Annotated in this window: 23 protein-coding genes; 13 read left to right on the top strand and 10 right to left on the bottom strand. The window is 59.2% G+C overall.

Translation table 11 applies throughout. From position 1 onward, the window contains the following. The first annotated feature begins 40 nt into the window (after positions 1-40). On the top strand, positions 41-688 hold the full coding sequence (locus tag H621_RS0103835) for a DUF1345 domain-containing protein (RefSeq protein ID WP_028942090.1): 648 nt from the start codon (positions 41-43) through the stop codon (positions 686-688). Here the strand turns inward: H621_RS0103835 and H621_RS0103830 are convergent. Next, complete coding sequence (locus tag H621_RS0103830; protein ID WP_028942089.1) at positions 614-1,870, bottom strand: pyridoxal phosphate-dependent aminotransferase; 1,257 nt, start codon at positions 1,868-1,870, stop codon at positions 614-616. The two genes, H621_RS0103835 and H621_RS0103830, sit on opposite strands and share 75 nt — an antisense overlap. Positions 1,871-2,202: 332 nt before the next feature. Here H621_RS0103830 and H621_RS0103825 point away from each other — a divergent pair, with 332 nt between their 5' ends. Further along, positions 2,203-2,463 (top strand): DUF1652 domain-containing protein, encoded by a 261-nt coding sequence (locus H621_RS0103825; protein ID WP_028942088.1) that lies wholly within the window; start codon positions 2,203-2,205, stop codon positions 2,461-2,463. 4 nt (positions 2,464-2,467) lie between these two features. On the opposite strand, the gene H621_RS0103820 is transcribed toward H621_RS0103825, so the two are convergent. From H621_RS0103820 to H621_RS27725, 3 genes are all read right to left on the bottom strand, one after another. Continuing rightward, complete coding sequence (locus tag H621_RS0103820; RefSeq protein ID WP_028942087.1) at positions 2,468-4,552, bottom strand: putative bifunctional diguanylate cyclase/phosphodiesterase; 2,085 nt, start codon at positions 4,550-4,552, stop codon at positions 2,468-2,470. Positions 4,553-4,744: 192 nt separating this feature from the next. Next, positions 4,745-5,182, bottom strand: a complete 438-nt coding sequence (locus tag H621_RS27730) for a CgnE/CgnB domain-containing protein (protein WP_146117355.1) — start codon at positions 5,180-5,182, stop codon at positions 4,745-4,747. Further along, complete coding sequence (locus tag H621_RS27725; RefSeq protein WP_051270419.1) at positions 5,179-5,679, bottom strand: CgnE/CgnB domain-containing protein; 501 nt, start codon at positions 5,677-5,679, stop codon at positions 5,179-5,181. The genes H621_RS27730 and H621_RS27725 overlap by 4 nt, the downstream gene beginning before the upstream one ends. 435 nt (positions 5,680-6,114) lie before the next feature. Here H621_RS27725 and srmL point away from each other — a divergent pair, with 435 nt between their 5' ends. Together srmL and H621_RS0103805 are read left to right on the top strand one after the other, a co-directional pair. Next, a complete protein-coding gene (gene srmL / locus H621_RS0103810; RefSeq protein ID WP_028942086.1) occupies positions 6,115-7,245 on the top strand; it encodes a PheS-related mystery ligase SrmL in 1,131 nt (376 codons plus the stop codon). A gap of 129 nt (positions 7,246-7,374) precedes the next feature. After that, a complete protein-coding gene (locus H621_RS0103805; RefSeq protein ID WP_028942085.1) occupies positions 7,375-8,100 on the top strand; it encodes a DUF899 domain-containing protein in 726 nt (241 codons plus the stop codon). Between the two features lie 7 nt (positions 8,101-8,107). Here H621_RS0103805 and H621_RS0103800 read toward each other — a convergent pair whose 3' ends face one another. After that, positions 8,108-9,277, bottom strand: coding sequence for an acetyltransferase domain-containing protein (locus H621_RS0103800; protein ID WP_036989337.1), 1,170 nt, complete (start codon positions 9,275-9,277; stop codon positions 8,108-8,110). 48 nt (positions 9,278-9,325) lie between these two features. Further along, positions 9,326-10,327 (bottom strand): bile acid:sodium symporter family protein, encoded by a 1,002-nt coding sequence (locus H621_RS0103795; RefSeq protein ID WP_028942083.1) that lies wholly within the window; start codon positions 10,325-10,327, stop codon positions 9,326-9,328. Positions 10,328-10,406: 79 nt separating this feature from the next. On the opposite strand from H621_RS0103795, the gene H621_RS0103790 reads away from it, so the two are divergent. Together H621_RS0103790 and ampC are read left to right on the top strand one after the other, a co-directional pair. Then, positions 10,407-11,249, top strand: coding sequence for an AraC family transcriptional regulator (locus H621_RS0103790; protein WP_028942082.1), 843 nt, complete (start codon positions 10,407-10,409; stop codon positions 11,247-11,249). Then, entirely contained in the window at positions 11,236-12,405 is a 1,170-nt protein-coding gene (gene ampC, locus H621_RS0103785) for a class C beta-lactamase (protein WP_028942081.1), read from the top strand. Before H621_RS0103790 ends, ampC begins: the two co-directional genes overlap by 14 nt. A gap of 4 nt (positions 12,406-12,409) precedes the next feature. Here ampC and H621_RS0103780 read toward each other — a convergent pair whose 3' ends face one another. The 4 genes from H621_RS0103780 to vasI form a co-directional block, all read right to left on the bottom strand. Continuing rightward, positions 12,410-13,033: a glutathione S-transferase family protein gene (locus H621_RS0103780; RefSeq protein ID WP_028942080.1), complete on the bottom strand. Its 624-nt coding sequence runs from the start codon at positions 13,031-13,033 to the stop codon at positions 12,410-12,412. An 81-nt stretch (positions 13,034-13,114) separates the two neighbouring features. After that, positions 13,115-16,756: a type VI secretion system membrane subunit TssM gene (tssM, locus tag H621_RS0103775; protein ID WP_028942079.1), complete on the bottom strand. Its 3,642-nt coding sequence runs from the start codon at positions 16,754-16,756 to the stop codon at positions 13,115-13,117. 25 nt (positions 16,757-16,781) lie between these two features. Next, entirely contained in the window at positions 16,782-18,221 is a 1,440-nt protein-coding gene (gene tssA / locus H621_RS0103770) for a type VI secretion system protein TssA (RefSeq protein ID WP_028942078.1), read from the bottom strand. After that, positions 18,209-18,859, bottom strand: coding sequence for a type VI secretion system-associated protein VasI (vasI, locus tag H621_RS27925; RefSeq protein ID WP_084167919.1), 651 nt, complete (start codon positions 18,857-18,859; stop codon positions 18,209-18,211). The genes tssA and vasI overlap by 13 nt, the downstream gene beginning before the upstream one ends. Before the next feature lie 317 nt (positions 18,860-19,176). Between vasI and tssB the strand changes: the two genes are divergently transcribed. The 7 genes from tssB to tssJ are packed head-to-tail and all read left to right on the top strand — an operon-like array spanning position 19,177 to position 25,746. Next, complete coding sequence (tssB, locus tag H621_RS0103760; protein WP_028942076.1) at positions 19,177-19,680, top strand: type VI secretion system contractile sheath small subunit; 504 nt, start codon at positions 19,177-19,179, stop codon at positions 19,678-19,680. Between the two features lie 55 nt (positions 19,681-19,735). Continuing rightward, positions 19,736-21,214 (top strand): type VI secretion system contractile sheath large subunit, encoded by a 1,479-nt coding sequence (tssC, locus tag H621_RS0103755; RefSeq protein WP_028942075.1) that lies wholly within the window; start codon positions 19,736-19,738, stop codon positions 21,212-21,214. Further along, positions 21,211-21,621 (top strand): type VI secretion system baseplate subunit TssE, encoded by a 411-nt coding sequence (tssE, locus tag H621_RS0103750; protein WP_028942074.1) that lies wholly within the window; start codon positions 21,211-21,213, stop codon positions 21,619-21,621. Before tssC ends, tssE begins: the two co-directional genes overlap by 4 nt. Before the next feature lie 3 nt (positions 21,622-21,624). Next, a complete protein-coding gene (gene tssF, locus H621_RS0103745) occupies positions 21,625-23,391 on the top strand; it encodes a type VI secretion system baseplate subunit TssF (RefSeq protein ID WP_028942073.1) in 1,767 nt (588 codons plus the stop codon). Beyond that, positions 23,355-24,377, top strand: coding sequence for a type VI secretion system baseplate subunit TssG (gene tssG, locus H621_RS0103740; protein WP_028942072.1), 1,023 nt, complete (start codon positions 23,355-23,357; stop codon positions 24,375-24,377). The genes tssF and tssG overlap by 37 nt, the downstream gene beginning before the upstream one ends. After that, a complete protein-coding gene (locus H621_RS27715) occupies positions 24,374-24,961 on the top strand; it encodes an FHA domain-containing protein (protein ID WP_051270413.1) in 588 nt (195 codons plus the stop codon). The genes tssG and H621_RS27715 overlap by 4 nt, the downstream gene beginning before the upstream one ends. Beyond that, positions 24,958-25,746: a type VI secretion system lipoprotein TssJ gene (tssJ, locus tag H621_RS0103730; RefSeq protein ID WP_084167918.1), complete on the top strand. Its 789-nt coding sequence runs from the start codon at positions 24,958-24,960 to the stop codon at positions 25,744-25,746. The genes H621_RS27715 and tssJ overlap by 4 nt, the downstream gene beginning before the upstream one ends. The last annotated feature ends 14 nt before the right edge of the window (positions 25,747-25,760 follow it).

Here is a 25,760-nt window from a genome sequence, read left to right as displayed (position 1 = left end):
ATGGGCTACAGTTGCCAGAGTCCCTTCGCGCAGAGGCCCCATGGCATTTCACCGCCTGTCCCGCAGCCACCCACGCCTGACGCTCGCTGCCCTCGCCGGTGTACTGGGCGGCTGGCTGATTCCGGCAAACGACTGGATCGAACATGTACTGGTTGGCTGGAACCTCGGCGTCTGGCTCTACGTGCTGCTGATCCTGTGGCTGAGCCTGACTGCCAATCCCGACAAGGTACGCGAAGTTGCCAGCATCGAGGACGAGAACGCTGGCCTGGTTCTGTTTACTGTCAGCATTGCCGCGATAGCGAGCCTGGCGGCGGTAACCTTGCAACTGGTGGCCGGCGCCAAACTGAACGACGGCCCCACCCTGGCGCACTACGCCTTCACCGGCCTCACCGTGGCCGGTTCCTGGTTGTTGATCGGCACCATCTTCAGCCTGCACTACGCCCATCTGTTCTACACCGCCACCGCGCACGCGCCGTTACTGCGCTTCAGCGACGGTGAACGCCACCCCGACTACTGGGATTTCCACTATTTTTCATTCACCTTGAGCGTGGCGGTGCAAACCTCGGATGTGGGGGTTGCCGGGCGCGAGATGCGTCGGGTGGTGCTGGCCCACTCACTGGTAGGCTTTGTGTTCAACACTGCGATACTGGGCTTTACCATCAACATGGCAGCTGCCTTGCTCAACTGAAGCCCGACCTTCCAGTGCTTGCATGGCGCACTGGGCGATGCGACGGCAGGCTTGCTCCAGGCGCTCGCTGTCGAGCACCAGGCCAAGGCGCAGGTGCCCGGCAGCACTGGGCCCAAAGGCATCGCCGGCCAGCACTGATACCCCATGGTCCTCCAGCAGGCGCTCGGCGAACGCCTGGGCGCCCAGGCCCGTTTCACGGATATCGATCATCACGAACATGCCACCGTCAGGCGTGTGTACCCCCACGCCAGGGCAATCGGCCAAGCTTGCACAGACCCGGTCGCGGCGCTCGCGGTAGATGTCGCGCATCTGCCGCACCTCGGGCAGGTCCTGCTCCAGCGCCAACTGGGCCGCATTCTGGATAAAGTCCGGCAGCCCATACAGCATGCACAGCGCCAGGTTGCTCAAGTGTTCGCCCAGCACCTGGGGCCCGATCACCCAACCGACCCGCCAGCCCGACATGGCGTGGGACTTGGAAAGGCTATTGATGGTCGCCGTGCGTTCGGCCATGCCCGGCAGGCTGGCGGGGCTGAAGTGCTGCCCCTCGTAGAGCAGTTCGCTGTAGACCTCATCGCTGATCAACCACAGGTCGTGGTCGATACAGATCTGTGCCAAGTGCTCCCAGGTGGACCGAGGCAGGCTGGCGCCCGTTGGGTTATGCGGGCTGTTGAACAACAGCGCGCGGGTGCGCGGCGTGACCCGTGCGGCGACATCGGCAGGGTCTACCCGAAAGCCCTGCTCGGGCTTGACCGCCACCGGTACCACCCGAGCACCACAGGCGCCGAACACCGCCTCGTAGGTGACGTACATCGGTTCGGCCACAATCACTTCGTCGCCCGGATCGAACAGGCACTGCGCCACGCCGTACAGCGCACATTGGGCCCCCGCCAGTACCACCACGTTCTGCGGTTCGACCGGCTGCCCGCTATGGCGGGCCTGGTGGCTGGCGATGGCCTGGCGCAGCCCCAGGCTGCCGCGCACATCGGCGTAATGGGTATGGCCGGCACGCAGGCTGTCGATGGCGGCTTGGACAATCGGCTGCGGAGTATCGAAATCCGGGTCGCCAATCGACAACAGAAAAATCTCCCGCCCCTGGCTTTGCAACTCGACCGCGCGGTAGTGGATGTTCCAGGCAGCAGCGCCGTCACCGGCGATACGATGGGTGAGCGCGGAATAACGCATGGCGGGTCTCCTTGACTGAACCTGGCGCGCCGTTGTTCTGGCCGTTTGTCTGAAAGTCTCCCAGGCAAGCATCCCAGCCGACTGCCGGTAAAAATAGCAGAACAGCCAGCGCCTACGGGGGGAAACTTTGCCGGCAAACGTTTGCCGTTGCGGACGGTTGATCCAGGCCGGCAGCACCCTGACCGAGACCTGGTTCAAAGAATCGCAAAACCGTCACTTGCGCGGGCAGACACTGACCTCAGCAGTGCTATGTTTAGGATTCTCGCAAGGTCCCATGGCCTGCAGCCACCTCGACCCGATCACCCTGTTGTTCACCCTACAAGGAGGCCGGCATGAACAAGCTTACCTTTCCCAACGCTTGCCAGGTAATGCGCTGGCATTTTCACCCGCTGGGTTTCGAGGCCAGCATGGACGCCCCGCGCAGCATGGTCGCCCGCCTGTTCGACCGCGCCACCGGCGAAACGCTGCTAGCCATTGCCGGCATCCCGTGTGCCACCGTCATGCCGGCCGCCGATGTCGAACGCATCATCGAGGCGGTCGAAGCCGAACTCGATGCCTTCGAGCCTTCCTGCAACCTGCGTGCGGTCGGCTGAGCGATCAGCTCACCGCCATCGCTTTGCGCGTACGCTCGATATCGACGATGAAGCGCTCGGCCGGCATGGGCTGGCCGAGCAGATAGCCCTGCAATGAGTCGCAACCAAGGCGGGTCAGGAAGTTCTGCTGACGGTCGGTTTCCACGCCCTCGGCGACAATCCGCAGGCCCAGCGCCTGCCCCAGGGCGACAATCGCCGAAACAATGGCGGCATCGTCGCTGTCCTGCTCGAGATCGCGCACAAAGCCGCGGTCGATCTTCAATTCGTTGGCCGGCAAGCGCTTGAGGTACATCAGGCTCGAGTAGCCGGTGCCGAAGTCGTCGATCGACAGGTCCACCCCCATGTCCGACAGCTGCTGCAACACCGCCATACTGGCATCGGCATCGCGCATGGCTGTGGTTTCTGTGATTTCCAGAGTCAGGCTGTTGGCCGGCAACTGATGCCGCGCCAAGACCCGCGCCACGCTTTCCACCAATCCGGCATGACAGAACTGGATGGCCGACAGGTTGACCGCGATACGCCAGTCGGCATGCCCCTGGTCGATCCAGGCGCGCATCTGCCGGCAGGCTTCGTCGAGCACCCATTCACCGATGGGGATGATCAAGCCGGTCTTTTCTGCCAGGACGATGAAGCGATCCGGCAACAGCAAACCATGCTGGGGATGCTCCCAGCGCAACAATGCCTCGGCACCAATCGGCAGACAGTTCTGGGCATCGAACTTGGGTTGGTAATAGAGGCGGAACTGGCCCTGCTCCAACGCCATGCGCAAGTCCTGGAGCAATTGCAGTTGCAGGCGCGCGTTGCTGTTCATCGACACATCAAAGAAGCTGTAGCCATTCTTGCCCGCGCTTTTGGCGTGGTACATCGCCGCATCGGCATTGCGCAACAGCTCATGCTGGTCGGTGCCGTTGCCCGGGTACAGGACAATGCCGATACTCGCCGAAATCTGCAGGTTCTGCTCGGCCACGCGAAACGCACGGGAAATCAGGTTGACCTGTTTGGCCGCGACCCCTACGGCGTCGTCCGGCTCCTGCAACTCCACCAGCAGCACGAACTCATCGCCACCGATGCGGGCCAGGGTGTCCTGGCTGTGCAGGTGACCGCGCAAGCGCATCGCTACTTCCTTGAGCAACAGGTCGCCCATGTGGTGACCGAAGGCATCGTTGACCGGCTTGAAGCCATCCAGGTCGATGAACATCATTGCAAAGTAACCGCCCTGCTCTGTCACCTTGCTGATGGCCTGCTCGATGCGATCGGCCAGCAACGTGCGGTTGGGCAAGCCGGTCAGGGTGTCATGCAGGGCCAGTTGGGTCAGCTCCTGGTTGGCCAGGGTCAACGATTGCGCCAACGCTGCCGTACGTGCTTCCAGGCGTGCATCGAGCACCGATGTCAGCAGCGCCACCGCCAGCACCGACAGGGTGGTAATCAGCACCAGGTAATCCAGGCCATCACCACTCAGGCCGCTGCCCACCGCACCACAGAAACTGCCTTCGGGGAAATTCGCCGCCGCCATGCCGGTATAGTGCATCCCGACAATCGCCACCCCCATCACCACCGCAGCAGCACCACGGATCTGCCGCACATAGCGGGTTTGCTGGCGCAGCCGGAAGGCTATCCACAACGCCGCTGCCGACGCCCCCACCGCAATCACCAGCGACAGCGCAAACAGTTGCGGGTCGTAGTCGATACCGGGTTGCATCAGCAGCGCCGCCATCCCGGTGTAATGCATGCTGCTGATGCCGGCCCCCATCACCAGCGAGCCGAGCGCCAGTTGCAGCCAGGGCAGGCTTGGCTGGCTGACCAGCCACAAGGCAAAGCCAGAAGAAAGGCCGGCGATGAGCAACGACAACAAGGTCAGTGCCAGGTCATAACCCAGCTGGATCGGCAGGTTGAATGCGAGCATGCCGATAAAGTGCATCGACCAGATCCCCACGCCCATCGCCAGCGCCCCGCCGGTCATCCACAGGTACACCGCACGGCCCTTGGCGGTGGCAATCCGACCCGCCAGGTCGAGTGCGGTATAAGAGGCAAGAATGGCCACGCAAAGGGAAATCAACACCAGCGAAGAAGAGTAACTACCGATCAGCATGAGGCCTTCCACAACCCTTGAAACCAGGCACTGAGCAGGCCCGGGGGAAAACCGATGATTGTACTCAAGCTTTGGCGAAACGCACGGGGTTTTCGGTGGTGGGAAGGGAAAGGTCAGCGGTGCCAAACGTAGTGGAGCCCTCTGCTCACGAGGGCGTTTACCAATACTGGGAATGGACGCTAACCAAAGGTACTAAGCAGATTCCCCACCCCCAAAAATGACCTTCACCGCCGGGCTCAGAAAATCGATGTGAAAGCCCGTGGAGCCGTCGCCAATTGCCACATGAATACCTTCAACACCTTCATTCATCTGGGAATTGACGCCGTAGTCGATCACATCGCAAATTTCTTTATTCACACCAACCGCAAACTCTGTAAGCGCCAACCCTCGATCGCCCGCAGCAAGTGCCAGCAAAGGAGAGTATTCCTTTCCACCCACAGAGAAAGATTCAACTACATTATTGATCACTACTAAAACCGCCTCATACTCAACAACTTCTTGCGCAAGGTGCGTAAGACTTTCCTTCAGCTCCGCTGCCCTCTCCCAGTGTTCGTTCCTAATGACTGTCAGTACTCCTGATACAGCCACCATCCCCGTAAAACTAAACGGACACTGCTCTCGAGGGCTCATGTGCGCATAATGCACCTCGAAGAACTCAGCAACTGAATGAATATAATTTTTTTGACGTCATCCAAGATCATTGCATAAGGAGTAGCGCCAGGCCTAAGAATTATTTCCCCCTTCGCTCCCCGTCCTAAAATTTGAAATCTGTCCACCACATCAAGCTTAGCCAGTATTTTTTTCTGGCTTTCAAGTGAAGAATAAAAATCACTACCAGCCAATAGACTTAATGCATAATCCGCATGACTTAGAGAGCTTTCAAATACGTGCAAAGCACAAAAAATACATTCCTTTTCGATAGAGATTTTTGCAATCTCAAACGCACGCTTTGACGCTCCCTTGGAGAACGACAGCACTATACTTTTTGCCGGCAGAATTTCCATATCGTGAATATTCTCGGCATGCACACCTCTCCCCAACAAATGGGAAACATACTCAGCAGAGTCAGTAACAATCACTGCCTCCTCCTTCACAACCCAATCAAATATACCTTTGACGGAAGACATTCGACCTCCTTGCATTGATGATAAAGAGGTCGCCCTCTTTATCATCACTCGCTTTTAGTCTTCAGCATGAGCCCAAACAAGAGGAGCCCAGCCAAAATTATCTGGCCCTGAAGCCAGCCGGTTCAATTTACCACCTACATTGAGCATAACTACGATCTCCCTTTGAAAGCCCCTCACAGCGAGAGGTGGTACTAGATTTAGTACGACCCCGACGGGCAAGCAAGCACTTCCCAGGCAATATGTATTTCATTTTGTTATTTACAAAATCGAATCAGCCAGCTGACTAAGCGCACCCACGAAAAACATGTAGTACCTTTCTGAACGAAACTTCCTTTTTTACGCCCCTCCGTTGCCATTCAGTATCCGGAGACCTAGATTGTTCAACCGAAACAACCAAACAACTCACCATTCAAATAAAGTTCGCACAGGTTCTACATGCCTATAAAAAACTTCATTCCCAACGAAAAACTCAATCAAGCGCTCGGACTAAGCGACCTGACAGAAGCCACTCCTACCCCTCACGCCATTTACCTCTTGATGAGCGAGATCGTCAGCGGCTTGAAGTTGTTGGGTTGGCCAGCAGCACAGCAGGTCACCGGCCCGCGCATCGTGTCCGCGCAAGACAACTACGGCTTGCTGGGGTACAGCCCGGACGAAACAACCTTGGGCAGCGCCCATACGCGCTGGGTCGACGACCGCTCGTTGCTGCGCACCCAGACCACCAGCCAGATCCCACCGGCACTGCAGGCCGCGGCACAGGCCAGGAAGCCGGGTGAAACCCTGATGATCGCCGCCCCGGGCATCACCTTCAGGCGTGATACCCGCGATCGCTGGCACTGTGCCGAACCTCATCAAATGGACATCTGGGTCTTGGGTGATCCTTGCCTGTCATCTCGCTCTGAGCTGCTGCGAATGGTCGGGGATATCGTGAAGATCGCTGTGCCTGATGCGGCCTGGACCCATAGCGATAGCCCGCATCACTACACCGACGGAGGGATCGAGGTGAACCTGCTGACGCAAGGGCAGCCTGTCGAAGTCCTTGAGTGTGGCTGCATTGCCACCTCACTCCTCAATCGGCTGAACATCGACTCAAGCACACATGGCGGGCTGGCCCTGGGGATGGGCCTGGACCGACTGACCATGCTTCGCAAGGGCATTCCCGATATTCGCCTGCTGCGTGATGAGCATCCAAGGGTCCGCGCGCAGATGCATGACTTGCTGCCGTGGAAACCGGTTTCACGCTTGCCGTCGATCACACGGGATATTTCGCTTGCCGTCACACCCGGCCAGACAGAAGAAGCGCTGACAGAGAAGATGCTGCACGCAGCCGCGGACAAGGCCGGCTGGATCGAAGAAATGCAGGTCAAGGGACGCTGGTCGGTGGATGAGCTTCCCAGCCAGGCCATCGAACGCCTGGGGCTGCTGCCGGGCCAGGAGAATGTGCTGCTTCGGGTAGTGTTGCGCGATAGCTCCAGGTCCATTGCAACGGAGGAAGCCAATGCACTGTATGCGCATCTGCAGGCTGCGTTGCACGAAGGGGCTGCCGGGGGTGGCTATCGACTGTGAATGTTCGCCAACAGATGCTGTGCAAGGTCGTGGTGTCCTCTGGAACCGTTCATCAGTCCCCGATCCCGCGATGTCGATTCATCCTTCCCGCAAACGACCATCAGTACATTCCCCCACCGGAGCGTACCCATGGACAACTACCACAACCCCCAGGTGGTCTCGCGTAGCGAGTGGCTCGCCGCCCGCCGCCAGCTGCTACTGCACGAAAAAGCCCTGACCCACCAGCGCGACGAGTTGAGCAAGGCCCGCCGCGCCCTGCCCTGGGTCCGGGTCGATCAGGACTTCAGTTTTGAAGGCCCGCAAGGCCGAATGAGCCTGGCTGACCTGTTCGCCGGTCGCAGCCAATTGCTGGTGTACCACTTCATGTTCGCCGACGGCTGGGACGAAGGCTGCGGCGGCTGCTCGTTCCTGGCCGATCATTTCGACGGCGCCAACCTGCACCTCGCTCATCACGATGTGTCACTGGTAGCCGTATCCCGCGCGCCCTTTGCCGAGTTCCAGGGCTTCAAGCAACGCATGGGCTGGAAGTTTCCCTGGGTCTCGTCCCATGGCAGCCACTTCAACCAGGCCTTCGGTGTCAGCGTCAGCGACGACGGCAACAGTCAGTACAACTACGAACCCTACTCGGGCGAGGAAACCGAACTGCCGGGCCTGAGCGTGTTCTATCGCGATGCCGACGGCACGATTTTCCATACCTATTCCAGCTACGCGCGTGGCCTGGATATCCTGGTGGGCGCCTACAACTTCCTCGACCTGATGCCCAAGGGCCGCAACGAGGAAGGCACCATGGACTGGGTCCGCCATCACGACCGCTATGAAGGGGCAAGCGACACCTCCCATTGCTGCCATGATTGACGGTGGCTCAGAAGTACTTGAGCCAGACAATGTCACGACGCCGCTGTTTCAACGCCGCGAACCAGCGCGTCGGGGCATACAGCAGCAACGCCAGCACCAGGCTGCAGAGCCATACGCCACTGACCTGATCAAAACCAAAGTACTGCCCTTGATTCAGGCCCCACCCGGCCACTGCCAACAGATACAGGGCCTTGAGTACATACAGATGCAGCAGGTAGAAAAACATCGGCGCGGCGCCGAACAGCGCCAGCACCGGCACCCAGCGCCGGGCTTGATAGCGCTCCAATAGCGCCAGCAGTACCAGGCACATCCCCAGGGTGGGCAGCAGGAACATCAACGAAGGTGGGTATTTGCGCGCACTGAGGAAACTCATGGTGGTACGCACGGCATCACCCGTGGCCACCCAGGGCTGGTCGCCGTAGCCATTGAGCAGGCGCAATGCGACAAACGCCGCCAGCAAACCAAGCCCCCACCCTGTCAGCAGCGCAAGGCGGCGCCTCGCCCCTCTGGTTTGCGCAAACCAGGGGCCGATCCCCCAACCCAGCAGAATCACGCCAATCCAGGGCAATACCGGGTAGGTGGTGCGCGCGCGGGTAATGCCCAGGTCGATGAAGTCTCGCTGGTGCAGGATCGCCCACGGCGCGAACCAGGGTGAATCGGGGGGCAGCACCAGCGCATCGAGCACGTTGTGTCCTCCCACAATCACGGTGCCGATTACCAGTACCGCCGCGCGCGGAAGATGCAAGGCCGCCGCCAGCACGATCATGCAGACGCCAATGCACCAGATCACTTGCAGCCACAAGGTCTGCGGCAGCAAGGTGCCATTCCAGGCCAGGTTGACCAGGGTCAGCTCCAGCATCACCAGAAACACCCCGCGCTTGAGCAAGAACAGCGAGGTGTCGGCACGGCTGTGCTTCTGGCTGTAGAGCCAGGCCGACAGGCCGGTCAGGAAGATGAACACCGGGGCGCACAGGGCGCTGAGCAAACGGGTGAAGAACAGTTCGGGGGCGATAGTCAGCGCGTCCATCGGGTCGCTGACTTGGCGATGCAGGAAGAACGTCTCGCGCACATGGTCGAGCAACATGAACAACATCACCAGGCCACGCAAGGCGTCGATCGATTGCAGACGGGATTGGCTGGGGGGCATATGCAGGCTCACGGCAAAGGGTAACGGCATAATGTAACACTATATCGTTACCACCTTGCCTGTCCGCACTACGTTGCTCTACAGCAAGGGTTGATTCGCCTGCGCGGCTGACGGCTCGTCCGTGCGGGCGGCGTAGCGCTGGGCCAGGACTGCGCACACCATCAGTTGAATCTGGTGGAAGATCATCAAGGGCAGGATCATCGCGCCGATACCACCGCCGACAAACAGCACCTGGGCCATCGGCACGCCAGTGGCCATGCTCTTTTTCGAGCCGGCAAACAGAATGGTAATGCGATCTTCGACACTGAAGCCCAACCACCGCCCCAGCGCAGCCGTACACCACAACACCACCGCCAGCAGCAGGCAGCAGACCAGCACCAGGCCAGCCAGGCGCAGCGGCGCCACCGAATGCCACAGGCCGCTGACCACCGCATCGCTGAAAGCGGTGTAGACCACCAGCAGGATCGACCCCTGATCGACGACCTTGAGCCAGCGTGCATTGCGCGCCACCCAGTGGCCGATCCAGCGCCGCGCCAGTTGCCCGGCAACAAAGGGCACCAGCAACTGCAGGACAATCTTGAACACCGCATCCAGGCTAGAGCCGGTATCACCCTCCACGCCCATCAACAGCACCACCAGCAAGGGCGTCAGTGCAATACCGAGCAAGCTGGAGGCCGCCGCACTGCAGATGGCTGCCGGTACGTTGCCACGGGCCAGCGAAGTGAAGGCAATGGCCGATTGCACCGTCGCCGGCAACGCACAGAGGTAGAGCACGCCCAGGTACAGTTCATCACCCACCAGCGGCAAGAACAGCGGCTTGAGTGCCAAGCCCAGCAGCGGAAACATCACGAACGTGCAGGCAAATACCAACAAATGCAGGCGCCAGTGCCCAGCGCCGGCAGCCACGGCCTCGCGTGACAGTTTGGCGCCGTGGAGGAAGAACAGCAGGCCGATAGCCAGGTTGGTCAGCCCGCCGAACAGCACGGCACCGGTGCCTTCGCAGGGCAACAAGGTGGCAATGAGGATCACCCCGAGCAGGGCCAGGGTGAAATTGTCGAACAGCATCCGCAGGTACTTCATGGTCGATCCCGACTTGTTATTGTGGCGCGGCAGACGATAAGGTCTACGCACATTCTTCACTAACGCCAGAACCCCCGCAGTGTCGCCAAACGGACAACCCAACCTCCCCGAGCCCCAGGCGCTCGAACACCTGACCCAGCTGCCGCGCCCGGTCTATGGCCACCGCCAGACGTTACCGAACATCGTCCTGGGGTACCGCCACGCGCACCCCTGGGGGCAGTTGTCCCATGCCATTGGCGGCGTGCTCGAAGTGCACACGGACGACAGCTTCTACCTCGTCCCGCCACAGCGGGCGGTATGGGTGCCGGCACAAGTCCAGCACCGCGTCAGCTGCGCCGACGACACCCACCTGCGCAGCCTCTATCTGGAACACGCGCCCAGCGACTGGTCGACCACGCAATGCCGGGTGCTCGCGATCAACCCGCTGTTGCGCGAGTTGATCCGCACCTTCAGCGAACTGCCCGTGCATTACGACCTGCAGGGTGCCGATGGCCGCCTGGTGCAGGTATTGGTCGATCAACTGCAAGCAGCGGCAGAGCAGCACCTGATGCTGCCCCTGCCCCACGACAGCCGACTGCGCGCCTTGTGTGCCCACCTTCAGGCACAACCTGATGCGTCGACCGGACTCAACGACTGGGCATTGCGTGAAGGGGTGTCGGAAAAGACACTGAGCCGCCTGTTCCAGCGCGAGACAGGCCTGAGTTTTCGCCTCTGGCGCCAACGCATGCGCCTGTTGAGCGCGCTACCGGCGCTGGAGCGCGGCGAGCGGGTAACCGATGTCGCCCTCGCGTGCGGCTACGATTCGCTGTCGGCCTTCATTGCTGCCTTCGGCAAACAGTTCGGTTTGCCACCGGGAGCGTTCTTTCGCACTCAATCCACCGAAATCGCTACACATGAGGCCTTGTCAGATGGAACACGATAGAACCCGGGCCATGCCGGCGATCCTGGCCGCTGCCACCCTGATGATCGTTGCAGCCCCCGCGCTGGCTGCACCGCTGGCCGATGCCCAACTCGAATCGACCGTCAGTGCTGCTATCCGCCCGCTGATGCAGCAACAGGCAATTGCAGGCATGGCAGTGGCAATCTCGGTAGAGGGCAAACAGCACTACTTCAACTTTGGCGTTGCATCCAAGCAAACCGAGCAGCCAGTAACCGCCGACACCCTGTTCGAAATCGGCTCGGTGAGCAAGACCTTCACCGCCACCCTGGCAGGTTTCGCCCAGGCCAGCGGTGCGCTGTCGCTCAGCGACACGGCCAGCAAGCACTGGCCGGCACTCAAGGGCACCGCGCTCGATGGCATCACCTTGCTCAACTTGGGCACCTACAGTGCCGGCGGCTTGCCGTTGCAATTTCCCGACGAAGTCAAGGCCCCGTCCGACCTACTCGGCTATTACACCCATTGGAAAGCCGACTATGCACCCGGCACCCATCGGTTGTACTCCAACCCCAGCCTGGGTTTGTTCGGCTACCTCGCCGCCCGGAGCCTGAATGCCCCGTTCGCAGACCTCATGCAAAAACAGCTGCTGCCGCAAATGGGCTTGCAGCACACTTTCATCCAGGTACCCACAGAGCAACTGAGCCACTATGCCCAGGGCTACAACAAGGACGATCAGCCGGTGCGCGTCGGCCCGGGGCCGCTGGACGCCGAAGCCTATGGTTTGAAAACCACATCGGCCGATCTGCTGCACTATCTGGAACTGAACATGCGGCCGAAGGCCCAGAGCCCGGTGTTGGAGCGTACCCTGGCGATTACCCAGACCGGCTACTACCGGGTCGGTGAAATGATTCAAGGTCTGGGCTGGGAAATGTATCGCTATCCCGTTTCCCTTGATCAACTGCTCAAGGGCAACACAAACGAAATGGCGCTGCAGCCGCAGCCGGTAACCTGGCTCAAGCCCATCCGCGTCCCGCAGCCCGACACCTGGCTGAACAAGACAGGCTCGACCAATGGATTCGGCGCCTATGTCGCGTTTGTTCCGTCGAAGAACATCGCCATTGTGCTGCTGGCGAACAAGAACTACCCCAACGCCGAGCGAATAAAAGCGGCCCACGCGATTCTCGGCGCAGTGGACCGCTAGGGCCTCAAGGCGTGCCGTTACGCCCATGCAATCGGTAGCCTTCACGCGCATTCAAGCGGTCGTAGTAGGCCTGCACGGCGGGAAGCGGAGGATGCTCGATCGGGGTCTGAAACCAGCGATTGACCGACAGCCCAATGGGGATATCGGCCAGGCTGAAGGTATCGCCACTGACATACGCACCGGTGCGCTCCAGCTGGCGATCGAGAATCGTCATGTTGCGCGCCCAATTGCGGCAGGCCGCCGCAAGGGCTTCCGGGTCCTGATGCGCGGGCGACTGGCGAACCCGCGAGAGAAAGGCATAGCGCCATGCACCATTGAGGTCGGTGGCCTGCCAGTCCATCCATTGGTCAACCCGCGCCCGCAACTGTGGCGCGGTGGGATACAGGTGCTCACCGCCATAGCGATTAGCCAGGTAGCGGATGATGCTGTTGGACTCCCACAACACAAAATCGCCGTCCTGGATCACCGGCACCATTGCGTTGGGGTTGAGCGCCAGAAAGGCCTCGTCCTGGGTCGACTGGAAGCCCGAGCCCCACTCTTCGCGCTCGAAATCCAGGTCCAATTCAGCGCACGTCCACAGCACCTTGCGCACGTTGATCGATGAAGCCTTGCCCAGTATCCGTAGCATCACTCACTCCTGTGGGTTTATTGATCTGGATATGAGCACACGTCGCAACCTGGAATCCATCGTTACCTGAGCGTCGTCTCCTCACAATGCACGCCCCAAATACGGTGCCTCGTTTTGCGCCAAGGCACCGTGGGAGCTCTGCAGCAGTGTCCGTGGCAGTACAAAACCCTTGAATGGGCGCTGGGTGATCGGATTCAACGCTTTTTCAGAACTCAATTGATAGCGCATCATGCCATCGCCGGTCTTGAAGCTCAGATCGACGCTGGTTGCAGTTCGACCATTGAGACTGCCGCGGCCGAGCAGACGAAACATCGACCAGGGACCACGAAACTCCAGACTGCTGCTATTACCGTTCAACTTGATCAGGGTCAGGTTACTGCGCACCTGCTGACTGAGTGTATTGGGCCAGATCAGGCCAGTGATAATACTGGGGCCATGGGTGTATGAGACAAGTTGGCCATCGAGGTCCAGCACACTGGTACGCTGGTTTGCGCTCAGTCCCAATGGTTCGACGCTGAACTGCACACTCAGGCTTCCCCGATGATCGAAAAACGTCTCGCGAATGCGATCAGCAAGCTCCAACTGCTCAATGACGTCGGTGCGAACCAGGTAGCCGTTACGGCTGTGGGAGTACAAGGCGTCCAGATTGTCCTTTAGAAATACCTTCAAGTACTGATCCTGGAACTGCTGCAAACGGCCTCTGGGTCCGAAAAACGCTTCAAAGTCGTCCAGCGCTGCATCCGGCCCGCTGGCAACAAACGGATAGCGCCCGGCCAAGCGCTGCTGGAAGAAGCTGTAGACTTCCGACTCCCAACGTTTCTCCAGCTCACGCAGTGCTTCCTCCACCAATACTTGGGCGGTCTGATCCGCGACTTTCCGGATGTGCTGGTTTATCGGCTCAGGCAAGCCGGTTGCTACACGCTGCAATGTGCTGATCGGGTCGGGAGCAGTCATGGAGAAGCGGTTGAGTACCGTGCTGAGTGCGGCCTTGCCACGATCAGGGCTATCCTGTACCGCCTTGGCATAGTCATAGACCGCCATGACGGCATTAAGTGTTTCATCGTAGTTGGTCGGTTTGTCTCCCTTGGCCGCCAACAACTCGGCCAATCCGGAAAATGCCCTGCGGATCCCCATGGCTTGATGCGGGTGGGCAACATCGAGACTGGCTACCTCAAGTGCCTTGGCTGCTTGCCCCTCGACAACCGGCAGCTGCAGATTGATGACGGTGTTGTCGCGTACAACCTCCAGTAGCCGGCGCAGGGGCGCCGAAGGCCCGGTCAAGTGCTCCAGCACTGACACACCATGGGCCAGGTCTTCAAAATCAGTCACGGCCAACTGGTTCAAGGCCCGACGCCAGCTGTCAACGTAATCGGCATAGTAAAGCGCGCGGATACGCTCGGTAAGCGCCTGCTGGTCAACCGCCGAATAGTCCAGCCGGTCGCGCTCGCCCAGCGCCCATTGATCGACCATCGCCAAGTCTGTGATGCCCTGACTATTGGGTTCGAAGTAATCCTTGTATCCCTTGGCCGTCAGTAGCGGTGCCAACAACATGGCGTCCGAAGTCGGTTCGTCACGGGGGCTGGCCAAAGGCTGATACACCACATTGAAGGCCGGGCCGACCTCATTGCGTAAATCCAGCCCACTGTGCAGCTGCTCTTGGGCCTGCTGTTTCAGTGTCATGTAGATGCGCTGTGGCAAGGGCACCTTGCGTAACACGTGCTGCACCTGTGCAACTTGCTGGCGAAACTGTGGCAAATCGGCTTCTGCATAAGTCAGCGCATACTGCAGATGACGCATCAGGTCGCGCTGCACCTGGCCTTGGCCCGGGAATGCGGCCTGCCATTGACGCGCCATCCACTCCTCGACCATGTGCGGGCGGCGATTGTTCTTATCTTCGATCATCCGATACACACGCAAGGCTGCCATTTGCGCTTCACTGCCCTCAGGGGCTGCGTTCATGGCGTCGACAACCCCACTGGCTAGCGCCGGTAGAAACCGCCGCGACAACAAGGTCAAGTAAGCCTGGTCCACGGTTGGCCCAATAGACTTGCCCTGGTAAAGACCCGCGTCTGCCACCAACGGCCAAGCCGAGCGATAGTCCCCATACACCGAGACGGCATCACGAATTTGGTCCAGCGGGGCCAACAAGTTGCGCGCGGTCGGGTCGATTCGGGTGTCGATGTCGCGACCGCTGAACTCCTGACTCTTGGCCAGCACACTCATGGCCTTGTCGCGGTTGCCATCGAAATTGCGTTGCCAGGTCGCCACACCGATGGCGACGGCCAGCACCCCTAGCCCCGAGCTGACCCACAACAAGCGCCGCTTGCTGCGTGCCACCTTGACGTTGTCACCCGCCAGCCCCGCCTCCGGGTAGATGACCTTCCGGAACACCTGCTGAGCAAAGTAGACCTGCGGCGCCACCTGCGGCCTTGTATCACTCAGAGGCACCGCCAGCTTGTAGGGTTGGGCGGCAGCCCGTACAAAGGCATTGTTGATTTCGCCCTGCTGGCACACCGAAGAAAAGTACAGGCCACGTACCAGCGCAGGGGTCGTGAAACGGTCGCTGCCCAGCGCCTCGGTCAAGAAGCGCAACAACGCAGGACGCAGACCGATCAGTTGGGCTTGCAATGAAAGGAGCCGCTGGCGCTGATCAGTCGAAGTGATCGCCCCCATGCAATCCAGTACGTGCTCTTCAAGCACCTCGAGCAAGTGATCATAGTGAGCTGCGCATTCTTCCAGCCAGGCGTCAAACGAGGTAACCGCGTCCAGCTTGAAGGTAAATCCAAGCATCTGCTCACGAACCGAAACGGGTAACCTGGCAAATAGCGCGTCAAAGCCCTCGATCAGATCGAACTTGCTCAACACCACATAGAGCGGCAGCCGCGACCCCAACTGACTGCTGAGCTCATACAGGCGAGCGCGCAGCACATGCGCCAGCTCGATTCGTTGTGTCGGCGAGGACTGCAATAAAGCGGACAGGTCAATAACCAGGACAATTCCGTTGAGGGCGCGGCGACTTCGGTTACGCGCCAGCCACTCCAGCAAATGGCTCCAGAGCCTGGCTTGCGTACCGGGCGGTAGCAATGGACGTGTCTTGGCTTTTGCGCTTTGCGCATTACCCTCGGTCGCAGCCTGTGCAACAAGCTCGCCCGGCGGGTCGATAATTACCGCATCGTTGCCAATCCACCAATCCACGGGATACGCCAGCTCACCATCTGCACGGCTGCGGGCCTGGGCCTTGCTCACGCGGGTCAATGCAAAGCTTTGGTCGGAACGCGTTATAAAACTCGACTTGCCTGCGTTCTCCTCACCCAATACCAGGTACCACGGCAACTGATAAAGCGCTCGACGCCCCCCTGCATTGTCGAGAAAATTGGCAAGGCTTCGATTCAGCGCGCCCTCCTGGGCTTGCACATAAGGCAAGCAGGGGTCGGCGACTACCGACGCTTCATGTCGACGCTCACCTTGCAGGCGCCGAAAGCGCGACCGCAACAACAAGGCCCAGAACAGCAAGGGCAGCAGCACGGCAAGAAGGCTGACGATACTACGGTGCGCCATACTGGCCAAGGGTTGCTGCTCACGCCAGGTCCATTGCGGCCCTAGCCACCAGATACCCACCAACAACAGCACTGTCCCAAATACCCACATCAGTGGCAAGACCCCGGTGACCCGACGCAATGCTGACAACCCCCAACGCTTGAAGTAATCCCGGAATTTCCCCATCGCAGACTCCTAACGCCCTGTTGGTCTAATCGTTCAGCCGTGACGAGCCGCCACACTGCTTGAGTTTCTGATAAACGTCGGGTTCCCACTGCGTGGCCATGGTTTCTTGCATGGTGCGCGCGACGCCTGCACACAGGTCACCTGCCAGCCATGACAACCCACGCGAAGCCAGCAAGTCAGCGGCAATCAACGTGGCATGGCAGCGCTCACGCGGCGAACGGTAGTCGCCCTGCAATGCCTGCAGGCGCAGTAGCACGTGCTCGACCCCTTCCTGCTCGAGCTGGGCAACAAGTTCTTCTCGCAAACGTTGAAATTCATGGCAGTGCGAGTCCGCCCCTTGCGCTGTCCCGCTGCCTTTCAGCCAGGCCATGCATTGCTCATCGACAAAGGCTGTGCCGTCGCTGAAGCAAAGCTGCTGCATGGCTGGCAAGCGCCTGACAAAGCGCTCGGTTGCCTGGCGAATAGCTTCAGCCACTTCGCCCATGGCCAGTCGGTTGGCAATGCTAGCGGCCATGAAGCTCCCTCGCGCCCAGAATGGCGAGGCGACTACACTGCGCTCCACCCTGAGCAGCAGCTCAGGCTCGACCACCGTGCCGGACAAGGCATCCTGGTATCGACTCACGATTTCAACCGGGACGGCCATCAGCTCCGTACGCAGTTCTTTTCTGACAGGAGGCAACGCATGAACATGTGCCCACAGCCCAAAGCGGCGCAGTTGGTAACCCGTTGGGTCATAGATGTCCTGCTGATTGATGAACTCGGCCATGGTCAACACGGCGTGTCGAGTTTCGCGATCATTGCCCAGCGAAATACCGTTCTGAGCAGACAGTAGCGTCCGGCCAAGAGAGTCGTCGCTACTCGAGGGAACAATTGCCAATGACTGCTTTGACGGGCCGTCGCGGGCTGCGGTCGCCTGCTCCTCGAGCAATCGCTGCAGCTCCAGCAACGCTGCCTGGTCCAACTGCGCGCTACCTGAACACTTCATCAACCGTGCAAGTGATTCTTGCGCCAAGGCGCCGTGAGCGGGCACGAAGCTCGCCCGCTCCAGTGTCGGCAGCGTAGTTGCCAGGCGTTTGAGCAGTCCTTCGACGAGTTTGCGCTTGGTCAGGTATCCCGTCGGCCCCGGTTTAGGATAGGCACTTTCCCAATAGGTCTCGACCATACCGGCCAGCACGTTCACCACGGTACACCAGCGTTCCCAGCAGCGACGGCGCAACCAGGCGGTGCCCAGATGGACAAGAATGCGGAATTGCTTGCATCGGCTACTCAGGTACTGCTGTGAAGCTTCCTCTATGTACTGCCAGTCGATGTTGGCTTCCTGCAACCCGCCCAGCTTGACCATCTCCTGGTCGATTGCTTGATAGGTTTCGTCTTCAATGTCGAACAACCCGGCGGGCGTCTTCGAATCGATCGGAGCCAAGAGTAACGCTGCCACCTGAGCAGGTGCTTCGACTACCAATGACATGCTGTACGCGCCTGGTTGATCATGGGCGCCAGGGTGTTGCTATCGAACACCAGGCCATTGAGCAGCGCATTGTCGCTGCTGATGTGAATGTATTGCCAATCGAGCACGCCCTTCACCATCTCGATTGCGGTTCGACCGCGACCGACGTCAATCACCGTGCCATCTTCCATCACCTGCCAAGGCCGCTTGCTTGCAGCGCCGAGGTTGGGCCCCAAGCCAATGCTGACGCGACTGGTTTCCACAGGCTGTGCAGTGAGCAACTGCAGACGGGTAATGTTCTGCACACAGCTGATTGCCAAATAGGTGTGGGGATGTGCAGAAGCCGGTGCCGAAATCAATACCCGTTGCTGCTTGCCGTCGACGCTTTCATTCTCGCTGCTCATGACGAAACCCGATTGGCCAGGCGCTCGCTGCACCTCATTGGACATGATCAGGGTCCGGGTCGGGGCTGCAGGTTCCGGTATTTGCCTGACGGGTAACCGGGGTACCACTACCGGTGTTCCCGCCGCCTCATCAAAACATGCAAGACGCTCGACGTTGGAGACAATACCGGTGCAGTCACGCGGGCCACTTGCCTGAACTTGTCCCACACAGAACAACAAGTAACTCCCCAGCGTCCAACCAACATAACGATCCATCAGCGCCAACCCTGTCGTTGAAATCATACGTACCAATGACCTACCTCCGTCTGCACACTTGCACGGAAATACCTCACCAGCGAATCGGACGGGAGCTTAGGGTATTAACTTGGATAAAAACAAATAAACATGAAGTAACACCTTGCGACTCGACGCAAACACCTCACCCCATGCATCGTCTTAAAAAACAGCAAGCACCTACTTACAGCCACCAGAATTTTCCTACAAACAGTTCGCAAACCATTTAATTGCCAGCACCTGATATTAGAAAAAGAAACTTCCTACAACCTGAATTGACTTAATGGAGTTCTCAACGCATGGCCAAGCCATCAAGCTCTGTCGCCCCCAAAGAACGTATAAACATAAAATATGTCCCTGCCACGGGCGATCAACAAGCGGAAGTCGAACTGCCGCACAAGATGCTGATAACGGGTGACTTTGGCCTGATTGATGATCGTGCCCTCGAAGACCGACAAGTCATGCGCGTGGACAAACACAACTTCAACAACGTGCTCGACGATGCTGACGTTCGTTTGGACATGAACGTGCCCTTGGCGCTGAGTCAGGCACCAGATGCAGAGATGCAGGTGCGCCTGCAGTTTCGATCGATCAACGACTTCGGGCCGGATGCAATTGCCCGCCAGGTCCCGGAGCTGAACAAACTACTTGAACTGCGTGAAGCACTGGTGGCCCTCAAGGGCCCGCTGGGTAACGTTCCGGCCTTCCGAAAACAGTTGCAGTACCTGCTGAGCGATGAGCAGTCGCGCAACCAACTGGCCCAGGAGCTGGAGCTTGTTCTGGAAGCCCCCAACGAAGATTGACAGCCCGCCTTGAGTCCGGCCCTGCCGGTCTTGAAATCGACAACGGAGCGACACGATGCCAACTAGGACCACCCCGAACACGTCACCAACAACAGTGGGTGACCCCTGTCTGCTTGATCAAATCATGGCCGAAACCATGTTGCAGCCAACCCAGGAAGGTTACCTGATCGCCAAGCAAGGGGTTGCAGCATTTATTACGGAAATACTGAAAAGCAACGAGCGCGACCAACTCATCAACAAGCATCGTGTCGATCTAATGATTGCCGAACTGGACCGCGCACTCGGGCGGCAAATGGACATCATCTTGCATCAACCCGAATACCAGCAACTGGAATCAGCCTGGCGCGGCCTGAAGCTGTTAGTGGACCGAACCGACTTTCGCGAGAACATAAAACTCGAGGTGTTGCACATCAGCAAGAATGACTTGCTGGAAGACTTCGATAATGCCGGCGACATTACCAGCAGCGGTCTTTACAAACATGTCTACACCGCTGGCTTTGGACAATTCGGCGGTGAACCGGTTGCCGCCATGATCGGCAATTACTCATTTGGCCCGTCTTCCAGTGACATAAAGCTGCTTAGTTATGTCGCCTCCGTGGCCGCCATGTCACATGCACCATTCATCACAGCCCCCGGGCCTGATTTTTTCAACCTGAACAGCTTTGAAGACCTGCCTAATCTGAAAGAGGTGAAGGACATCTTTGAGGGGCCCCGCTTCGCCAAATGGCGCTCCTTTCGCGATGCCGAGGATTCACGCAACGTCGGATTGGCATTGCCACGCTTCATGCTGCGCCAGCCTTACGAGCGTAACGAACACCCCATAACCAGCTTCAGCTATGACGAAAACATTGACGGCGAGCACAGTAACTACTTGTGGGGCAATGCCGCGTTCCTGCTGGCCAGTTGCATCAACGAAAGCTTTGCCCGTTACCGCTGGTGCCCAAATATCATCGGCCCGCAGTCCGGCGGTGCGGTGGACGATCTGCCGGTTCATCTGTATGAGTCCCTTGGCCGGTTACAGGCAAAAATCCCCACTGAGGTGTTGATATCGGACCGCAAGGAATTTGAACTGGCCGAGGAAGGTTTCATCGCCCTGACCATGCGCAAGGACAGCGACAATGCCGCGTTCTTCTCGGCCAACTCGGCGCAGCGACCCAAGGTGTTCCCCAGAACGCCCGAAGGCCAGGAAGCACAGACCAACTACAAATTGGGTACTCAGTTACCTTACCTGTTCATCGTCAACCGCCTGGCCCACTACATCAAGGTTCTGCAGCGCGAGCAGATCGGTAGCTGGAAGGAACGCCAGGACCTGCAAAGCGAACTCAGCCGCTGGATCAAACAGTATGTAGCCGATCAGGAAAACCCTTCTGCCGATGTCCGCAGTCGCCGTCCATTACGCGCGGCCCGAATTGAAGTGACCGATGTTGCCGGCGATCCAGGTTGGTACCAGGTTTCGCTCGCGGTACGCCCTCACTTCAAATACATGGGCGCCAACTTCGAGATTTCCCTGGTAGGGCGGCTCGACACCCAATGAGCAGCCTGTTTGAGCGCCTGAAATCCGATACACCTGCGCGGCGCCCGTCGCATTGCCAGGAATACGTCGCAGAGAAGTTCGAGGCGATCAAACAGCACCTGGAGCGCCTGCTGAACAGCCGTCAAGGCAGCTCGCAAAGTAGTCCAGCACTGGGCTTGCGCGACTTCAACGACCATGCACTAAGCCGCGGTGACGTATTGAAACAGATCGCTGCCGACATTCGTCGCACCATCCATTTGTACGAGCCGCGCATCAAGGTATGCGCAATACGGTGTCAGCCTGATCCCGAGGTCCCCCTGCAGTTGGACTTTCGACTCGAATGCCAACTGCAGGTACGCAACCAGCAACAGCAGTTGCAAATCGAGCTACTGGTCAATGGCCATAACCGCTACACCAAAGTGAGGTAAGCCATGACCCTCAAAGACCGCTTTGGCGAAGAGTTGAGCTACCTGCGAGAGTTGGGTGCCGAGTTTGCCCAGGACAACCCGCAACTGAGCCGTTTCCTGGGTGAACAAGGCGGGGACCCGGACGTCGAACGACTGTTGGAAGGCTTTGCATTTCTGACTGCCAAGTTACGCCTGAAACTCGAGGATGACCTGCCAGAGCTCACCCATTCACTGTTGCAAATGCTCTGGCCCAACTACTTGCGCCCCCTGCCCAGCGCGACGATCGTTCAGTTCACCCCTGTGGAGCAATCGATCAGCGAGCAACAATGCATTCCCAAGGGCGCTCGACTGTTCGCACACCCTGTCGAAGGCGTGGCCTGTGAGTATCGAACCTGCACAGAGGTCAATATCTATCCCCTTGCCATTGCCAATGTCGACGCCACGCATACGCGCGAACGCTCCACCGTGTGTATCGACCTGGACACCCTGGTGAACAGGCCCTTGAACACCTTGGGCTGTGATCGCCTTGACTTCCACCTCAGCGGTGATGACCGAAACGCACAGAGCCTTTATCTGTGGCTTTCGCACTACCTGAGCGCTGTCAGCATCACAGTCAACGGGGAACGTCGACAACTGCCGGCAAGCTCGCTGGCGTTTCCCGGATTCACCCCCGAAGAAGCACTACTGCCCTACCCTCGCAACGTTTTTGACGGCTATCGGATACTGCAGGAATATTTTGTCTTCCCGCAGCGCTTTCACTTTTTCACCCTGACGCAGTTGAGCCGCCTATGGCCCGATCAGGACAGCCGCAAGATCTGCCTGGAATTTCACTTCAGCCGCCCCCTGCCCGCGACCCTGCGTGTTGGTAATGGTGACTTCAGCTTGTTTTGCGCACCGGCAATCAACCTGTTCGAACACAGCGCCGAACCCATTGACCTTGCTGGCCACGCCGACCAGATACGCCTCACGCCCAGCGGCCAGCGCCCGGATGCCTACGAGATCTTCAGCGTCGACCAGGTGGCAAGCTGGCGCGTGGCGACGGATGGCAATAGCAGCGAACGGCTGCGAATCTTCCAGCCCTTCGAGTCATTCGCCCACGAGATTGAAGTCGCCCGGGGCCGAACGGCATTGTATTACCGCTGCAAAGTCGAAGAATCGCTACGGGGTGACGGGCTGGAACACCGAATCGCTTTCGTGCGCGGCGACGAGAGTGCCTACATCGGAGACTTGGAAACCGCCTCGGTAGACCTGACGTGTACCAACCGCAACCTGCCGCTGGCACTCGGCGTGGGCGACATCAGCCTCGCCACCGAGGCGACTCCTCCCCTGGCCAGTTACCGCAACATCACTCGTCCAACCCGCCCCTACCGCCCGGTACTCGACGGTCAACTGCAATGGACGTTGATCTCCAACCTGTCGCTCAACTACCTGTCACTGCTCTCGGCCGAGCCGCTCAAAGCTGTGATCAGTGCCTATGACTTCGCGGCCTTGCATGACATCCAGCAGGCCCGCGCCACCCGCAAGCGCCTCAACGGTATTGGCCAAGCCCGCACCGCCCCCCTGGACTGGTTGATCAAGGGCTTGCCCATACGCGGCCTGCAAACCCGGTTGGAGCTCGACCAGGACGCTTTCTTGTGCGAAGGCGACCTGTACCTGTTCGGCACAGTCCTTTCGCATTTCTTCGCACTGTACGCCAGCGTCAATTCCTTCCATCAACTGGAAGTGATCAACACAACCAACAACGAGCACTACACATGGCCTTTGCTGACCGGCAGACAACCACTGATCTAGCCAACACGTTGCTCGCCGAGGCCCACCAGCACAACTTCTTCCAATTACTGGAGCGGCTGCACGGGCTGCATGGCGATGACCTGGAGCCACAGCGCCCGATTGCCTCAGCACGTCAGCGCGTGTGGCTACGAAGCGATGCGTGCCTGTCGTTCCCCGCTTCCGACATCCGCAAGGCCGAACGTATGATGCAGACGTCGGACGGTCAGCGCTACAACGTCTGCGCTACCTTCTTCGGCCTGCACGGTACCGATTCACCCTTGCCCGGCTTCTATCTCGACCAGGTTGCCTATGAGCAAACTCAGGGCATCGGTATTCGCCCTGCCTTTCTGGACTTTTTCAACCATTACCTGCTCAGCCTCTTGCATCGCAGCTGGCGCAAGTACCGCTATTACATCCGCTTTCAGGCGCAAGCCAACGATGACTTTTCCCGCTATGTATTCGCCCTCATAGGCTTGAACGACGGGCAATTGCGTGGCAACACCGCCCTGCCCTGGGGCCGACTGCTCAGTTTTGCCGGCGTCATTGCCAGCCGTAGCCGCGCCCCCGGCACGGTCGCAGGGATCATCGCCCATTGCTTTGATTTGCCCTGCGTACAGATTCGTGAATTCGAAGCGCGTTCGCTCCGGCTTGATCCCCGACAGATGCTCAGCCTGGGCCGGCAGAACGGCCACCTGGGCAACGACTTTACTGTCGGCACGCGAACGCGCACGCGCAGCAGCAAATTTACCCTTGTCATTTCCCAGCTTACCCAGGTGCGCTTGCGTGAATTCCTGCCCAGTGGCGAGCACTTCGAACGGATACGCGCGCTCATCGACTTTCTCCTGCGCGACGGCTTGGCATATGACCTCGAATTGGTGCTCAAGGACGATGAAGTGCCTGCCTTTTGCCTGAGTCGCAACCACGGCACTCACCTGGGGTGGACCAGCTTCATTGAAATCATTCAAGGGCAATGCGAAGGCATTGTCAGGATCAAGGTACGTTCATGAGCCGTCTCACGTTGACCGTCTGCAACCCTGGGCGCCTGCAGCATGGGGTCAAGCCCAGCCACCAGCTTGATACCCGGGGCGGCACCATTGGCAGCCAGGGGGCTAGCTGGCGATTGAGCGACTGTGACTGCAGCGTTCAACCGATCCACTGCGAAATCCTCTGGACGGAAGGCTGCTTCTGTGTGGTCGATCGCTGCGGACAAACCTACCTCAACAACAATGACCTGAGCCTCGGAACACTCGCACCCGTGCGTTTGTGCGATGGCGACCACCTGCGTATCGGCGGCTTTCAGGTTCAAATCCATACCCTCACAGACGGAACCACACAGCATCTGGCACGCCACTGTGTGACGGCGTTGATCAATGAGCACGAACAGGTACTCGATACGTTCATCCGTGATCTCCCCGCCGAAGTGCCCATCCCCGTCCTGCGCAGCGCGCCGTCCCGGGTGTTCGCCGAACTGAGCCGAACACGGACAACGGGTGAAGGGCTGGACCCTCTGGCGGCGCTGGATGCACTGCGCTCACCTGCGCGACCTGAAGATTACTGGATCAACTGCACCCTGACATCGGTGCTCCCATGAGCCTGCGAACACACTCGATAATCGTGTCGCTATGCCTGGTGCTGGGTGGCTGCACCACTCTGGGCAAAATGGGTCAGGTCATCATGGACCCGTCGATTGCGGTCGGAGGCCTGGGGGACCAACCCACACAGGTAGCCCTGAGCCTGTACGCCAGCCCGACACTCAACGGCAATCCACGAAGTGTGGAACCAGCAGTAGCCGCGCATGCATCGGAAATGCCCCCTGCCCCTTATGCGGTGAGCCTCACCGCCGCAGACCCACACGCGCTGACTGGCAAACTGCTGGGCTTGCTGGCGCATCTTCAAAGCGAGTTTCCGGCCATGTCACCGGTACCGCCAGATCCGCAGGACACGCTGGAGCAATCACCCGCTGTGCTCGACAGTCTGGGGCACTACGAAGCGGCAGGCGTTCACTTGGCAATGCCGGGTACGCCACCTGCGACCGCGACCCGAATCGCCACACCGATTGCCGTGAAAGTGCTGCAACTACGCGATGACTCGTTGCTGTTGAACGCCACGTTCAGCGCCCTTGATGAGGACCTTCAGAAAGCATTGCGCAGCACCTACGTTCGTGATGACGACTACTTGTTGCTGCCAGGTCAGTTCAAGTTCGTACCGTTTGAAGCCATCGAACCGGCAACTCGATTCATCGCCGTGATCGCCAGTTACCGGGATAGAAACGATGTCACCTGGAAACAGGCACTTCGTATCGAGCCACACGGTCGCAAGGTCGCCTTGGCAGTACAGGTCGAAGATAAACAGGTGCTGTTGAAGGAAGAAAGCTGATGCCCGCCAACAGC

Origin of the sequence: Pseudomonas vranovensis DSM 16006 (assembly GCF_000425805.1) — a bacterium.
GTDB classification, from domain to species: domain Bacteria; phylum Pseudomonadota; class Gammaproteobacteria; order Pseudomonadales; family Pseudomonadaceae; genus Aquipseudomonas; species Aquipseudomonas vranovensis.
Note: the sequence above shows the minus strand (reverse complement) of the source record. Positions and strands in the feature narration are given on the sequence as shown.